Here is a 13,662-nt window from a genome sequence, read left to right on the forward strand (position 1 = left end):
TTCCATGACGCGCACGCTCACCCTTCTCGCGGCGGCCTTCCTGCTGGCCGCGTGCGGAAACGACGCCGCTGATCCGCCTGCGGCTGTGCCGGTGGATCTGGCGGCGTGGGAGGCCGATACGGTCTTTCATGCCAGCGGCAATCCGGCGCGGCTGGAGGACTGGGGCCAGTTCCGCATCGAGGGTGAGCGTCTGGTGCTGGCAGAAGGGGTTGTGCCCTACGGACTCAATACCGCGCTGTTCTCCGATTATGCGCTGAAGCTGCGCACGGTCTGGCTCCCCGAAGGGGCAGAGCCTGCGGCGTGGCATGATGAGGAGACGTTCGCGTTTCCCGTCGGCACGGTCATCACCAAGACCTTCTACTATCCGCGTGGCGGCGGGGCATTTGAAGCGGTGGCGCTGGAGCTGGACCCCAACGCCCATTTTGACGGGGCGGCGCTGGACCTTTCTGCCATACGGGTGATCGAGACGCGCATTCTGGTGCGGCGCGAGGAGGGCTGGGCGGCCATCCCCTATGCCTGGAACGAGGATCAGCGCTCCACGCGCCTTGCACGTGCCGGCGCCTTTGTCGATCTGACGCTGCTGGAGGCTGGCGGACGCTCGACTGCCCTTACCTACCAGATACCCGATGTGAACCAGTGCGCGCAGTGCCATATCACCAATGCCAATGACGGTCAGGTGCGCCCTATCGGTCCGCGCGCCCGTCATCTCAATGGCGATTACCCTTACGCGCACGGGAGCCAGAACCAGCTTGACCACTGGCGCGAGGCGGGGCTGCTGACTGGCGGGCCCGAAAGCCGTGCTGCACCGCGCAGCACTGTCTGGCATGGCGAGACAACGCTGTCGGGCATGGCGCTGGAAAGCGCTGCGCGCGCCTATATCGACATTAATTGCGCACACTGCCATTCGCGCACGGGACATGCGCGCACCTCCGGGCTTTATCTGGAGCCGTCTGACCCGGTGGGTCCGGCCTTTGGCGTATGCAAACCGCCGATTGCCGCCGGGCGCGGGACCGGCAACCGGCTCTATTCCATCGTGCCGGGCGACAGCCACGCCTCCATCTTCACTTTCCGCATGGAAACGACGCGGCCTGACGCCATGATGCCGGAGCTGGGCCGCAGCGTGGCGCATCGTGAAGGTCTGGCCCTTGTTGCGGCCTGGATCGATGCGATGGCGGGGGAATGCTAAATTATCGCAGCAGTGCCAAGGCACGCTTGGCGAAGGCCGCTGGCTGAGGCATTGTCAGCGCCACCCGCGAACGGAGCCATAGCAGTCTCATGAAACGCCTCGCCCTTGCTGCAACCATTTCCGGCCTAGCCATCAGCGCTTGCGCCACGACCTCGCCCACCTGCCGTGAGGCGGACGCCGCTGAGCGCATGGCATTCGGCCAGATCGTTGCCGGTCATGCGGGTGGACTTGCCGACAGCCTGCCGCCTGAAAGCGCCGCGCTCGCCGAACGGCTGCGCGGTGAGGACCCGGCTCTGCGCCACCAGATTTTCGGCCAGCGCATGGGCGATTACTCAGTGCGCACCGTGCTGATGCAGCCGCCGCTTTGCGTATACGAGCAGAGCGTGTCGTCGACCGAGCGGATTTCCTATGTCTTCCCGAACGGACGCTTCCAGACCCTCAATCCGGAAGGTGTGACCGAGGCGAGGCTCGGCAGCCCCGCCCGCGATCATGCGCGCTGCCATTTCCGGCTGATTGACGGGCAGTGGCGCCTCACGGACGCCTGTACGTCTACATTCCAGACGCCGGCCCCGGTGGGTTAGGACGCCTGTCGCAGGGCGTCCCGGAACCCGGCCAGCTCACGGCCCAGCCGCTCTGCTGCCTCGTTCAGCGCTTTTGACGATCCGGCAAATCTGTCGGCGGCCTGATGGGTGCGCTCCGCGGCTGTGTTCACACCATCAATGCGCTCATTGATTGCGCTGGTGGAGGCGGCGGCCCGCTCGGCGAGCTGAGCAATCTCTCCGGTGGCGCCGGATTGCTCGCCGAATGCACCGCGCGCGCTGGCCGAGGTCGCGCGTACTTCCTCGATGATGCCCGAAATACGCGAAAGCGCTTCGCCTGCGCCATTGGAGGCCTGACTGATGGCCTCTACGCGTGCCCGGATGTCGGCTGTTGCCTTCGAGGTCTGCTCGGCGAGCGCTTTCACCTCGCTGGCGACCACGGCAAACCCCTTGCCTGCCTCACCGGCGCGCGCGGCCTCGATCGTGGCGTTGAGGGCCAGAAGATTGGTTTGTTCTGCGATGTCTGCCACCAGACCGGCAATCGTCTCAACCTCGCGTCCGGCCTTGTCCAGATCGCGCATGGAGGTGCCGGCCTTGGCCGCTTCCTCGCTCGCCCGGGCGGATACGGTGTCGGAGTTTTCCATGATGCGGGATACCTCGCTGATCGAGGCGGCCAGCTCCTGCGCCGCTGCAGCAACGGCCTGGAAATGGCCTGAAGTCTCTACTGACTTTCCTGCCGCATCGCGCGCGCCCTGCCGGGTCGAGCCTGCATCTGCGCGCAATGTGCCCGCGAGCGCCTCCATCTCGCCGGATACGGTGCGTAACTCGCCAAGCACATCTGCGACGCGCTGTTCGAACCCGTTCGCTACCCGGTTCACGGCGGCGCGGCTGGCCTCTATCGCTTCCGAGCGGTCCCGGTCCGCTTCCGCGAGCTGGCGCGCCTGAAGGTTGGCCGCTTCGGCTTCGGCGATTGCCATCCCGGCATTGTCGAGCGCGCTGGTGATACGCTGGCATAGCCAGACAAGGGCGCCGGTCTGCACAATCACCACAGTCGCATGTAGAATGACGCGGCCAAAATTCGCACCGTCGGGGAATACCGCCAGCGGCAGGGCGAAATTGAGCACCAGATGATGAAAGGCCGTTACTGCGGCAGCCGCCAGCACGGCACGCCAGTCGCACAGCAATGTGGCGATGGCCAGCACGGCGAAGAAGGCCATGTGCATGTCGAGCTGCATGGCGGTCCCTGACGCCATCCAGGTGAGCGCTGCGGGAAACCCGATCAGCCCCGCAGCAAGGGTGATGCGTGTGGAGGCAGCCTGCGGCGCGCTGCGCCATGCGGCAAAGCCGGCGGCCGCCACCAGTGCCAGAAAGATGACGCCGGGAATCAGCTTGTCAGGCGCAACAAGGGCTGCACTTAGTCCATAGACGCCGACGAATGACCCCAGAAGGATCAGCAATACGCGCTGGGACTGCTCTCTGACGGCATTGATACGGGTCACTGACCGCTCTCCATGGACGTTAATACGCCGGGCGGACATGCCCAGCCTGATATCGGGGCTATAACCAGAATGGCTCCGTGTGCGCGAAGCGCTGCCGCGCCGCTCTGCCCGCCTGCGTGGCCGGGCATTTCAGCTCTCAGAAGGGACCCTGCGCCCAGGGGCTCGGCAGCCAGCGCGCCTGCCGACGACGCCGCCATCAGTATTTCGGCCGGCGGCGTGCCGGGCGCAAATATGGCGAGCATGGTACCGCTTCTCGGCGGGGCCAGCGTGAGAGCAGGCGGCACGACGCATACCAGCGCCAGCATGACCGCCATCTGCCATCCCGCTCTGTTCCCGCCAAGCTTCATCACGTGTTGATATCCCGGTTCGCGGCGGCCGCCCATTCGCGTTCCGCGCAAGTTCACGGCTACCGTAATCGCCTGTTCCGGCTAATAAACTGTTAGCCATGCAGCGGTGCTGAAGCTTCATTCTGCATTTTTTGTGCATCAGGCCCGGGAACGATTCAGATGCCCATCGCATTGATCCCATGTCTGGCCGGTCTGCCCCCGCTTCCCCCGCTTCGATGGACCGGCGCAACAGAGGAATGACAGACATGAAGACGTTTCTGATTTCTGGCGTTTCGGCTCTCGCGCTGGCCGGCATGGCTCTCGCGGTTCCGTTTGAGGACGCCGATACCGATGGTGATGGCCGCGTGAGCCTTGAAGAAATTCAGGCCATTGATCCGGCAACGACCGAAGCCGAGTTTACGCTCTATGACGTGGATCTCGATGGCGGTCTGGATGAAGACGAGTATGCCGCGTGGCGCGTTGCCACCCAAGGCGATACCCAGCCGGACCCGTTCGCTGACCCGATGACGGATGACGCGCTGCAGGATGACCCGCTTCAGGACGATCCGCTGCAGGATGATCCGCTGGCCCAAGACGATCCGGTTGATCTGGAAGAGGTTCCCGCTGACCCGTACCAGAAGTCTTTCCGCGATGACGACGAGAAAGACGAGTACCGCGACGAAGAGCGCGATGAGAGCGCTGCCGACGGGTACACCGTCCCGGACGCTGCCTTTGACCGCGATGATGTCGACTACGACCGCGATGCGGACGAAGACGAGATCACCGAAGAGCTCAATGAAGCACAGGCCGAGGAGCTTGAATCCGACGCCGACGAAGACGGTGACGAGAACGAACCCTGGAAATAGGGCCTAGTTCCTGACACCGGCCTGGCCCTCCGCCACCCGCCTCCTCCCCGCCCAATCCCCGGAGGCGGACTGGCGGGGGGTCCGGCACACCAGGGCAGGGGCAGCGAGTCCCGCCGCTATTTCTGCCCGAAGAGCCGCTCATCCGAGCGGCTCTTTTCGTTTGCCGCTAGCCCCAGGGGCCACCAAACCGGCCCGGGTTTGCGCCCTGAGCTTGCGACGGCCCGCGCGACCATGGTCCTTCCTCGCCCCATGGCCCACCCGGATAACGCCCGGCGCCGGCCATCTGGCGCAGGCGCGCGATACGGTTGGCCGTTGAGGGATGGGTGGAGAACAGATTATCTGCGCCCTGGCCGTTCAGCGGATTGATGATGAACATGTGCGCGGTCGCCGGATTGCGCTCGGCAGACGGGTTCAGCGTGGTGCGAGCGCCGCGCTCGATTTTTTCCAGTGCTGCGGCGAGAGACATCGGGTTGCCGGCGATCTCGGCGCCGACCCGGTCGGCCTCATACTCGCGCGAGCGCGATATGGCCATCTGAACAAGTCCGGCCGCCATCGGCGCAAAGATCGCCAGTGCAATCGCGCCGATCAGCCCGCCCCGGTCACGTCCGCCCCCAAAGAAGAGCGCAAAGTTCGCCAGAAAGCCGATCGCCCCGGCGAGCGTCGCGGTGACTGTCATGGTCAGCGTGTCGCGGTTCTTCACATGGGCGAGCTCATGGGCCATCACGCCGGCCACTTCTTCGCGCGTCAGACGGGAGAGAAGCCCCGTCGTGGCGGCAACGGCGGCATTGTTCGGGTCGCGCCCGGTGGCAAAGGCGTTGGGCTGAGGGGTATCGATCACATAGACGCGCGGGCGTGGCATGCCTGCCCTGTCGGCCAGTGCGATAGTGTCCTGCGCATAGCGGCGAAGGCCGGGGTCGCGTTCGTCGGGCGTAATCTCGCGCGCGCCATGCATGCGCAGCACCATCTTGTCGGAATTCCACCAGGCCATCACGTTCAGCGCGCCTGCAATCACCAGCGCTATTGCCGCCCCGCCCGGCCCGCCAATCAGATAGCCGACCGCGCCGAACAGCCCGGTCAGGGCGGCGAGCAGGATGAAAGTGCGCAGCGTATTGGCCGTCATGGGAGTTCCCTTGTCTTCAACTGCGGGATGGATGGTTGCAGGCTGGCACTTGCCGCCTGCTGCGCCTAGATATCTGGTATGAGCGATGACACTTCACAAGATGCCAGACGTCCCTTGAGCGCTGCTGCACAGCGCGCCCTGGCCGAGGCCGAGGCGCGCCGCAAGGCGGCTGACGCGCAAGAGGCTTTGCCTGAAGAGCTGGGCGGGCGCAAAGGGCCTGAACCCACCCGCTATGGCGACTGGGAAAAAGGCGGCATCGCCCACGATTTTTAGATGGTTTGGGCGCGCGGCTTTCGCCTCACCGGAGTTTCCGGCAAGGGGCGGGATGGCGCAGCGGATAGCCCGGATGCCGGGCGGAAGGGTTTTACTCTCAAGGCGGAAGTCTCATGCCCGGTTTCAAGGGCCATCCGCTGCTTGCAGGGCATGAATGCCATTGCCGTAACCCCATTAAGCGCCATGCGGCACAGTGAACCGGCTTTTGCGAAGATCTCGTCAGTTCCTCGCGCCGGACACCTGGAGCGGCAGGCCGTTTCAGCCTGCTCCCGGATCGTTTTTCAGCCGCGTCGCGAACCTCAGCCATCCCTCGAACCGGGACACGCAGTATAAGCGCGCTGTCGAAGGGGTGGGATAAGTAGCGGAGTTCTTTCGGGTTTTCCTGGCGTAAACCGGGCCGTTCTCTCCTGTTGTCCACTTGCCTTCGTCGTCGTCATGCCCGCGCAGGCGGGCATCCAGAGCTGCGGGGCTAAAGCCTAGACAGCAATGCTGGATTCCCGCCTGCGCGGGAATGACGACTTGAAGGGGCTGAAGCAGCTCGAATAGCGGCTTACGCTTGGCGTCAGGAATATATTCCGCTATTGTGACATGATGCGGATTATTATCACTTTGTTAAGCATTCTTGCCGCGCCCATGGCGGCGGTCCAGCAAGTCATTCCCGGTCCGCTGGAGGCCGAGATACTGCGCGTGATCGACGGCGATACGATCGAGGTGCGTGCCTTTATCTGGCCGGGCCATAGCGTGGAGACGCGCGTGCGGCTGGCCGATGTGGATGCGCCGGAAATCCGCCGGGTACAATGTGAGGCAGAGCGCGAGGCGGGACACAGGGCCAAGGCGTTTGTCGAAAATCTGCTGACGCCCGAAGGTCAATCGGGTGGGCGTGTTGCCATCCGCAATGTGCAGCTGGGCAGTTTTGCAGGGCGTGTGATTGCCGCGATGGAGCTGGCTGACGGGCGCGATCTTGGGGCTGTGCTGCTGGAGGCGGGCCTTGCCACGCCCTATAACGCGCGCGGCGGCTGGTGCCCCTCTCTGGAGTCCTCGCTTGAGAGCGCTCAGGAGGCTTCGGCGAGCCGTTCCTGACGCTTCTTCTCTGCTTTCGCCCACGCCTTCTCATGGAAGTAATAGGCCACCGTCTGCACAGCCGGTTCAATCAGGCCGATAGCAAGCGCGGCGCGCCAGTTCCAGGTCAGAAGGAACGCAACAGACATCGCCACGACAAGGTGCATGATCGCGTAGGTTACGGCCTTGGCCGTGTTACGCGAGGGGCGGAACAGGGCAAGGAAGCCGGGCGCGGAAGGGCGCCCATCCTCCAGCCGGTCATGCCGGTGCAGGAGCATTCTGAAAAATTCGGCCATGGCCCGGTTCCTTGCAGGATCACTATGAGGATATGGCTTTAACAACGCGGGGCACAATGGATTGTTTCTATTGACGCCGGAAATTCTGTCATCCCGGTGTGACGAGGGGGGCGTCCCCGCCCAGACTCAAGGCGTGGCCAGCAAGATAAAGCGAACCGCAAATGACCACGCGCGGGCGCTCCACCAGATGGCAGGCATCGGTCAGCGCTTCGATCAGGCCCGCACTGGTCTGGACCATGTGGCCCGCCTTGCGGGCGGCTTCGGCGGCGTCCTGCGCGCTCATCGCGCCTTCACGCGCGGCAAAACCCGACACGGTGATGACAAGGCCTGCGAGCCCTGCAAAGGGTTTGAGGAAGGCTGATGCATCCCGCCCGGCGGAGAAGCCGCAGATCAGTACAAGCGGGCGCTCTTCGCGCGCTTCCAGCTCGCCCATGGCCTGGGCCAGCACCTCGCCTCCAGCGGGGTTATGCCCGCCATCCAGCCACAACTCAGCCTCACCGGCTCTGGCTATATCGGCGAGCGGTCCGCTGGTGAGGCGCTGCATGCGCGCGCGCCAGCTCGCCTTTGGCAGGCCTTCGCGTACCGCTTCCTCACTGAGGCCCAGCTTGCGGGCGACCGCGATGGCGCCTGCTGCATTGGCGATCTGGTGCGACCCGAAAAGGCCGGGCAGCGGTAAATCCCAGACGAGGTTCTCTTCCTCATAGACCAGCCGGTCATGCTCCACATAGGCGCGGTAATCGCGCTCGTGCAGTGTCAGCGGGGCGCCCAGCCGCATGGCGGCGCGCTCGATGGCCATCAATGCCTCAGGGACTTGTGGCCCCACCACGCATGGCACGCCGCGTTTCAGGATACCGGCCTTTTCGCCCGCGATCTTTTCAAGGCTTTCGCCTAGATACGCCTGATGGTCGAAGCTGACCGGGGTGATGAGGGTGATGGCGGGCTTGTCGATGACATTGGTCGCGTCCAGCCGCCCGCCAAGGCCCACTTCCAGGATCAGACGGTCGGCTTGCGTCTCGCTGAACAGGAGGAAGGCGGCGGCTGTCGTGGCCTCAAAGAAGGTGAGCGGCGCACCGCCATTGGCCCCCTCTACGCGTTCCAGCGCCGCCAGCAGAGGCGCGTCTTCCACCTCTGCGCCTGCCAGCACAATACGCTCATTGAAGCGCACCAGATGCGGCGAGGTGTAGACATGCACGCGTTCGCCAGCCGCTTCGCAGATGGCTTTCAGGAGGGCCGCGCTGGAGCCCTTGCCGTTGGTCCCGGCGATATGGATGGTGGAGGGGAGGCGGTCTTGCGGATTACCCAGAGTGTCCAGCAGGCGCGCTAGCCGCTCCAGCGACAGATCCATGCTGGCCGGATGCAGATTGGCAAGCCGGGCCAGCGCGTCAGCTATGCTCATCGGATCAGGCGGCGGGCGCAGGCACGTTGGCGGTGGCTGCGGGCCGCTTCATCAGCGTGCGCAGCACATTGCCCAGCACGCGCGGCAGATCGCGGCGGTGGACGACGCGGTCCACCATGCCTTTTTCCAGCAGGTATTCGGCGCGCTGGAAGCCTTCGGGCAGTTTCTCACGGATCGTCTGCTCGATCACGCGCTGACCGGCAAAGCCGATCAATGCGCCGGGCTCGGCCAGATGCACATCGCCCAGCATGGCGTAGGAGGCCGTGACGCCGCCTGTCGTGGGGTCGGTCAGTACCACCACGTAAGGCAGCTTGGCTTCACGCAGCATTTCAACGCCAATCGTGGTGCGCGGCATCTGCATCAGGGAGAGGCAGCCCTCCTGCATGCGTGCGCCGCCCGCAGCCGTGAACACGACCAGAGGCGTGCGGCGCTCCACTGCGGTCTCGGCAGCTTTGAGGAAGGATTCGCCAGCGGCCATGCCCAGCGATCCGCCCATGAAGGAGAAGTCCTGCACCAGCACGGTCGTCTCGATGCCCTGAATACGGCCCACCGAGATTACCATCGCGTCCTCGCGGCCCGTCTTCTTGCGGGCGGCGGCCAGGCGCGAGGCATAGGGCTTGTCGTCGCGGAATTTCAGCGGGTCCTTGGGAACTTCAGGAAGGGCGATCTCCTCCCATGTGGCGTCGAACGTGTAGCGCAGGCGCACATCCGGCCCGATGCGCACATGATGGCCAGCCGGCGTGACGTGCAGGGCCGCTTCAAGGTCCTTGTGGAACACCATCTCGCCCGAGACCGGGCATTTCATCCAGAGATTTTCCGGCGTGTCGCGCTTGTCGAACATGCGCGTCACACCCGGCGGGGTAAGCTTGGAAAGCCAGTTCATTTGATTGTCCCAGGCTGCCTGTTGGTGCGATTATCGCGCATTATGGGTGGCGGAGGCCAGTTCTTTGGCCAGTTTGACCGCGCCTGCCACACCGCCATCCGCCAGCGCGTCCACAATCGCCGAGCCGACGACCACCGCATCGGCGACTTTCGCAATCTCTGCAGCGCGTGTCGCCGTCTTCACGCCAAAGCCCACCGCGACCGGCAGTCCGGACGCCTTGCGCACCCGGTCCACCGCCCCTGAAACCACCGCCGTCTGGCCGATACCGGCGCCTGTGACCCCGGTGGTGGAGACGTAATAGACAAAGCCGGAGGTATTTTTCACCACTTGCGGCAGGCGGTCATCGTCGGTGGTGGGGGTAGCGAGGCGGATAAGGGAGAGGCCAGCGCGCTCCATCGGCTCGCGCAGCGGAGCGTCTTCTTCAGGCGGCAGATCCACGCAGATCACGCCGTCGGCTCCGGCAGCGCTCGCCGCATCGACAAACGCCTGATAGCCAAAGGCGTGGAAGGGGTTCGCATAACCCATGATCACGACAGGCGTCGCCGCATTGGCTTTTCGGAACTCCGCGATGAGCTGAAGCACGCCGCGCAATGTCATGCCACTATCCAGCGCCCGCAGTGCCGCGCGCTGGATGGGCGGACCATCGGCCATGGGATCGGTGAAGGGCGCGCCCAGCTCGATCACATCGGCTCCGGCTTCGGCGAGGCCATGCATCACCTTCAGCGTGGTGGCGGCATCGGGATCACCGGCCATCACATAGGCGACGAATCCGGCCTGCCCGTCTGATTTCAGGCGCGCAAACGTGGCAGAAAGGCGTGTCATGGCTGCTTTAAGTTTCCCAGATGAAACCCCCGACGCGCCTTCGCGCGCTCCGGGGTCTGAATAACGCTTTATGCCTGATCGGCAAGGGGGCGGTGCGGCCTATTCCGCCGGGGTTTTGCGCTGGGCTTCCATGAAGGCGCGCAAAGCCGCGTTGATGCGGGTCTGATAGCCGCGCCCGCCTTTTTTGAAATAGGCGAGCACATCTTTGTCCAGCCGCACCGTCACCTGCTGCTTGCCATGGCCGGTATGCCAGACGCCGCGCGCGAAATCCTCTTCCGTCAGCTCAGGGATGTCGGAGAAGTCAATCTCTTCATCGGGAAGATCGGCCAGACGGCGCAGTTCCTCGCGTTCCGCTTCCGTAAGAGGCGGCAGATCCTCAAGTTTTACGCGGACCGTACGTCCCATGGAAAGCTCTCCGCTCCTTGCGCCCTGCTGGCCGGGCTGAGATCAGGCGTGTCACGCCCCGTCGATCTGTATGCACGACGGTGATCAGCAGCAGATCGTCCAGCCACCCTACCGTGACGTTGCGCCATTCACCATCCGGGCCGGGCTTGCCGTCGATTTCGATGTGGCGACCTTCAAACACCCGCACCGCACGTTCAAAGCTGATGCCGTGCTTTTCCTGGTTGGCGCGGTTCTTCGCCTCGTCCCATTCGAACTCCATCAAATGTAACTACAAATGTCGTTACATTCAAGGATCATCATCAAAGCTCCACCCCCAGCGCCCCCGCGACGGAGAACACGTCCTTGTCGCCGCGGCCGCACATATTCATCAGGATCACGCCGTCCTTGCCCAGCTCGTTTGCGAGATCGCGTACGCGGGCGAGCGCGTGGGCGGGTTCCAGCGCCGGGATGATGCCTTCAAGCTTGGAGCAGAGCTGGAACATGTCCAGCGCCTCGGCATCGGTGGCATGACGGTATTCGGCGCGCCCCACATCATGCAGGAAGGCGTGCTCCGGCCCGATGCCGGGATAGTCGAGACCGGCCGAGATGGAGTGTCCCTCCACGATCTGGCCGTCCTCGTCCTGTAACAGATAGGTGCGGTTACCGTGGAGTATGCCCGGCTTGCCGCCATTGAGGCTGGCGGCGTGGTCAGGCGTATCGACGCCCTTGCCGGCGGCCTCGACACCGATCAGGCGCACAGCTTCATCTTCGAGGAAGGGGTAAAACAGCCCCATCGCGTTTGAGCCGCCGCCAATACAGGCAACAGCCGCATCGGGCAGGCGGCCAATGCGCTCCAGCATCTGCGCGCGCGCCTCGCGCCCGATCACGCTCTGGAAATCGCGCACCATCATCGGATAGGGGTGCGGGCCTGCCACCGTGCCGATGACGTAGAAAGTGTCGTCCGGATTGGTCACCCAGTCGCGCAGCGCCTCGTTCATCGCGTCTTTCAGCGTGCCGCGCCCTGATGTGACGGCGTGGACCTTTGCGCCGAGGAGCTTCATGCGGAACACGTTGGGCTTTTGCCGCTCCACATCGGTTGCACCCATATAGACCTCGCACGGCAAGCCGAAGCGGGCGGCCACGGTGGCGGTCGCCACGCCATGCTGGCCTGCGCCGGTCTCCGCAATGATGCGCGTCTTGCCCATCAGGCGGGCGAGCAGCACCTGGCCGAGGCAATTATTGATCTTGTGCGCGCCGGTATGATTGAGCTCATCGCGCTTGAACCACACTTGCGCCCCGCCAAATTCTTCGGTCAGGCGCTCGGCGAAATAGAGCGGGCTGGGGCGGCCGACGAAATCGCGCGCGAAATCCTCCAGCTCCTTCACGAAGGCCGGATCGTCCTTCCATTTCGCGTAGGCCTTTTCCAGCGCCAGCACGTTCGGCATCAGCGTCTCGGCGACAAAGCGCCCGCCATACTCGCCAAAGAGGCCGTTGGCATCGGGATACTGGGAAAAGGCGTTGGGCTGGGTCATCAGATCAATCACGGGCTGGGAAGGTAGGAGGTCTGATCTAGAGCGTGAGGGCGGTTGAGGGAAGCACGCAGGTGCGCGGCCCTGTTTCAGGCGATGTCGGCGCCAAGCGCGGCCATGTCATCAAAAAAGCCCGGATAGGAGGTCGCGATCATCGCCACATCATCGACCGTCACAGGCTCTTTTGCGCCAAGGCCCAGCACCAGCCCCGCCATGGCGAGGCGGTGATCGTGCAGGGTCTTGACCAGACCGCCGCCCGGCACGCCGCCAGGGCCAAGCCCATGAACCGTCAGGCTGTCCTCGCCCAGCTCGACCTTCACGCCATTGGCGGCCAGAAGCGCGGCAGAGGCGGCCAGCCGGTCGCTCTCCTTGGCGCGCAGCTCGGCGAGGCCCGTCATGTGTGTCACGCCTTGTGCAAAGGCCGCGATGACAGCGAGGATCGGGTATTCATCGATCATGGAGGGCGCGATTTCTGGCGGCACCTCGACGCCCTTCAGAGCGCCCGGCCGCACACTGATGTCGGCGAGTGCCTCGCCCGCGCGGGTGCCGGCGGGGGTTATGGTCATGTCCGCGCCCATTGTTTTCAGCACCTCGTAGAGCCCGAAGCGGGCCGGATTGGTCATCACGCCCGTCACGCTGACGGGGCCGGTGCCGGCCACCAGCCCTGCGGCTAGCGGGAAGGCGGCAGAGGAGGGATCGCCCGGTACATGCACATTGGCGCTATGCAGCGCCTTGCCGCCGCGCACGCGCGCGATCAGGCCCGCACCGTCACGCTCCATGGACATGTCTGCACCAAACAGGGGCGCCAGTGTCTCGGTATGGGCGCGCGTGGCCTCCGGCTCGATGACGACTGTTTCGCCCTCCGCCCCGAGACCTGCCAGCAGGATGGCGCTTTTCACCTGCGCAGATGCGACAGGCGGGGTGTAGGTGATCGCGTTCAGCCGGACAGAGCCGTTGAGCGTGACCGGCAGGCGGCCGCCGTCCGCTGCGCTGGTGGTCACGCCCATCAGGCGCAAGGGGGCCAGCACGCGTTCCATCGGCCGGGAGGACAGCGAGACATCGCCGGTAAAGCGGGCGGTCAGGTCAAAGCGTGCCGCCGCGCCCATCAGCAGGCGCACGCCTGTGCCCGAATTGCCAAGGTCGAGATCGCCTTCAGGGGAGCGCCATTGCGGCGCGCCTGTTACCTGCCAATGTCCATCCCCGGTGCGCTCGACACTGGCCCCCAGCGCGCGCACCGCACCGGCGGTCGCCAATACGTCTGCGCTTTCCAGAAGTCCCTCGATCTGGCTGGTGCCTTGCGCCATGCCCGCCAGCATGATCGCCCGGTGCGAGATGGACTTGTCCGGCGAGGCGGCCCGGATCCCCTCGATCCGGACGGCTTTGCGTGCGGTGCGCGCACCTGATGCAGCCGGGCGGACGGCTGCTTTACCGTTGGAAACCATGGGTTTGACTTTCATGCTTGTAACGGGCTGAAAATCGGGTTT

16 protein-coding genes are annotated in these 13,662 nt (G+C 64.6%); 5 read left to right on the plus strand and 11 right to left on the minus strand.

What is annotated here, in order from left to right:
• The first annotated feature begins 4 nt into the window (after nt 1-4).
• Together ACTIGC_RS11905 and ACTIGC_RS11910 are read left to right on the plus strand one after the other, a co-directional pair.
• Nucleotides 5-1,186, plus strand: a complete 1,182-nt coding sequence (locus tag ACTIGC_RS11905) for an SO2930 family diheme c-type cytochrome (RefSeq protein WP_439634618.1) — start codon at nt 5-7, stop codon at nt 1,184-1,186.
• 89 nt (nt 1,187-1,275) lie between these two features.
• On the plus strand, nt 1,276-1,767 hold the full coding sequence (locus ACTIGC_RS11910) for a hypothetical protein (RefSeq protein ID WP_439634619.1): 492 nt from the start codon (nt 1,276-1,278) through the stop codon (nt 1,765-1,767).
• Here the strand turns inward: ACTIGC_RS11910 and ACTIGC_RS11915 are convergent.
• The gene (locus tag ACTIGC_RS11915; protein WP_439634620.1) at nt 1,764-3,224 is read right to left on the minus strand and encodes a methyl-accepting chemotaxis protein; all 1,461 of its coding nucleotides are present in this window, start codon (nt 3,222-3,224) and stop codon (nt 1,764-1,766) included. The two genes, ACTIGC_RS11910 and ACTIGC_RS11915, sit on opposite strands and share 4 nt — an antisense overlap.
• A complete protein-coding gene (locus ACTIGC_RS11920) occupies nt 3,221-3,607 on the minus strand; it encodes a hypothetical protein (RefSeq protein ID WP_439634621.1) in 387 nt (128 codons plus the stop codon). The genes ACTIGC_RS11915 and ACTIGC_RS11920 overlap by 4 nt, the downstream gene beginning before the upstream one ends.
• Nucleotides 3,608-3,816: 209 nt before the next feature.
• Between ACTIGC_RS11920 and ACTIGC_RS11925 the strand changes: the two genes are divergently transcribed.
• Nucleotides 3,817-4,416, plus strand: a complete 600-nt coding sequence (locus ACTIGC_RS11925; protein WP_439634622.1) for a hypothetical protein — start codon at nt 3,817-3,819, stop codon at nt 4,414-4,416.
• 166 nt (nt 4,417-4,582) lie between these two features.
• Here the strand turns inward: ACTIGC_RS11925 and htpX are convergent, their stop codons facing one another.
• Nucleotides 4,583-5,536, minus strand: a complete 954-nt coding sequence (gene htpX / locus ACTIGC_RS11930; protein WP_439634623.1) for a zinc metalloprotease HtpX — start codon at nt 5,534-5,536, stop codon at nt 4,583-4,585.
• A 78-nt stretch (nt 5,537-5,614) separates the two neighbouring features.
• Between htpX and ACTIGC_RS11935 the strand changes: the two genes are divergently transcribed.
• A complete protein-coding gene (locus tag ACTIGC_RS11935; protein ID WP_439634624.1) occupies nt 5,615-5,809 on the plus strand; it encodes a DUF1674 domain-containing protein in 195 nt (64 codons plus the stop codon).
• Nucleotides 5,810-6,397: 588 nt separating this feature from the next.
• The gene (locus ACTIGC_RS11940; RefSeq protein WP_439634625.1) at nt 6,398-6,889 is read left to right on the plus strand and encodes a thermonuclease family protein; all 492 of its coding nucleotides are present in this window, start codon (nt 6,398-6,400) and stop codon (nt 6,887-6,889) included.
• Here the strand turns inward: ACTIGC_RS11940 and ACTIGC_RS11945 are convergent.
• The 8 genes from ACTIGC_RS11945 to aroA all read right to left on the minus strand — a co-directional run bounded on the left by ACTIGC_RS11945 (nt 6,862) and on the right by aroA (nt 13,635).
• A complete protein-coding gene (locus tag ACTIGC_RS11945) occupies nt 6,862-7,164 on the minus strand; it encodes a DUF2061 domain-containing protein (protein ID WP_439634626.1) in 303 nt (100 codons plus the stop codon). The two genes, ACTIGC_RS11940 and ACTIGC_RS11945, sit on opposite strands and share 28 nt — an antisense overlap.
• A gap of 88 nt (nt 7,165-7,252) precedes the next feature.
• Nucleotides 7,253-8,560: a bifunctional folylpolyglutamate synthase/dihydrofolate synthase gene (locus ACTIGC_RS11950; RefSeq protein ID WP_439634627.1), complete on the minus strand. Its 1,308-nt coding sequence runs from the start codon at nt 8,558-8,560 to the stop codon at nt 7,253-7,255.
• Nucleotides 8,561-8,564: 4 nt separating this feature from the next.
• Nucleotides 8,565-9,443, minus strand: coding sequence for an acetyl-CoA carboxylase, carboxyltransferase subunit beta (gene accD / locus ACTIGC_RS11955; RefSeq protein ID WP_439634628.1), 879 nt, complete (start codon nt 9,441-9,443; stop codon nt 8,565-8,567).
• Nucleotides 9,444-9,473: 30 nt separating this feature from the next.
• Nucleotides 9,474-10,265, minus strand: a complete 792-nt coding sequence (gene trpA, locus ACTIGC_RS11960; RefSeq protein WP_439634629.1) for a tryptophan synthase subunit alpha — start codon at nt 10,263-10,265, stop codon at nt 9,474-9,476.
• Nucleotides 10,266-10,364: 99 nt separating this feature from the next.
• Nucleotides 10,365-10,670 carry a BrnA antitoxin family protein gene (locus ACTIGC_RS11965; protein ID WP_439634630.1) on the minus strand — a complete coding sequence of 102 codons (306 nt, stop codon included), beginning with the start codon at nt 10,668-10,670 and terminating at the stop codon, nt 10,365-10,367.
• Nucleotides 10,642-10,929, minus strand: coding sequence for a BrnT family toxin (locus tag ACTIGC_RS11970; RefSeq protein ID WP_439634631.1), 288 nt, complete (start codon nt 10,927-10,929; stop codon nt 10,642-10,644). The genes ACTIGC_RS11965 and ACTIGC_RS11970 overlap by 29 nt, the downstream gene beginning before the upstream one ends.
• 40 nt (nt 10,930-10,969) lie before the next feature.
• Complete coding sequence (gene trpB / locus ACTIGC_RS11975; RefSeq protein WP_439634632.1) at nt 10,970-12,181, minus strand: tryptophan synthase subunit beta; 1,212 nt, start codon at nt 12,179-12,181, stop codon at nt 10,970-10,972.
• Between the two features lie 86 nt (nt 12,182-12,267).
• Entirely contained in the window at nt 12,268-13,635 is a 1,368-nt protein-coding gene (gene aroA / locus ACTIGC_RS11980; protein WP_439634633.1) for a 3-phosphoshikimate 1-carboxyvinyltransferase, read from the minus strand.
• Nucleotides 13,636-13,662: the final 27 nt, after the last annotated feature.

This window comes from Glycocaulis sp., assembly GCF_051859565.1.
Classification (GTDB): domain Bacteria; phylum Pseudomonadota; class Alphaproteobacteria; order Caulobacterales; family Maricaulaceae; genus Glycocaulis.

Coding starts and splice junctions, on each gene's coding strand:
- ACTIGC_RS11905 (WP_439634618.1), top strand. CDS start 5: ATGACGCGCACGCTCACCCTTCTCGCGGCGGCCTTCCTGCTGGCCGCG.
- ACTIGC_RS11910 (WP_439634619.1), top strand. CDS start 1,276: ATGAAACGCCTCGCCCTTGCTGCAACCATTTCCGGCCTAGCCATCAGC.
- ACTIGC_RS11920 (WP_439634621.1), bottom strand. CDS start 3,607: ATGGGCGGCCGCCGCGAACCGGGATATCAACACGTGATGAAGCTTGGC.
- ACTIGC_RS11925 (WP_439634622.1), top strand. CDS start 3,817: ATGAAGACGTTTCTGATTTCTGGCGTTTCGGCTCTCGCGCTGGCCGGC.
- htpX (WP_439634623.1), bottom strand. CDS start 5,536: ATGACGGCCAATACGCTGCGCACTTTCATCCTGCTCGCCGCCCTGACC.
- ACTIGC_RS11935 (WP_439634624.1), top strand. CDS start 5,615: ATGAGCGATGACACTTCACAAGATGCCAGACGTCCCTTGAGCGCTGCT.
- ACTIGC_RS11940 (WP_439634625.1), top strand. CDS start 6,398: ATGATGCGGATTATTATCACTTTGTTAAGCATTCTTGCCGCGCCCATG.
- ACTIGC_RS11945 (WP_439634626.1), bottom strand. CDS start 7,164: ATGGCCGAATTTTTCAGAATGCTCCTGCACCGGCATGACCGGCTGGAG.
- ACTIGC_RS11950 (WP_439634627.1), bottom strand. CDS start 8,560: ATGAGCATAGCTGACGCGCTGGCCCGGCTTGCCAATCTGCATCCGGCC.
- accD (WP_439634628.1), bottom strand. CDS start 9,443: ATGAACTGGCTTTCCAAGCTTACCCCGCCGGGTGTGACGCGCATGTTC.
- trpA (WP_439634629.1), bottom strand. CDS start 10,265: ATGACACGCCTTTCTGCCACGTTTGCGCGCCTGAAATCAGACGGGCAG.
- ACTIGC_RS11965 (WP_439634630.1), bottom strand. CDS start 10,670: ATGGGACGTACGGTCCGCGTAAAACTTGAGGATCTGCCGCCTCTTACG.
- ACTIGC_RS11970 (WP_439634631.1), bottom strand. CDS start 10,929: ATGGAGTTCGAATGGGACGAGGCGAAGAACCGCGCCAACCAGGAAAAG.
- trpB (WP_439634632.1), bottom strand. CDS start 12,181: ATGACCCAGCCCAACGCCTTTTCCCAGTATCCCGATGCCAACGGCCTC.
- aroA (WP_439634633.1), bottom strand. CDS start 13,635: ATGAAAGTCAAACCCATGGTTTCCAACGGTAAAGCAGCCGTCCGCCCG.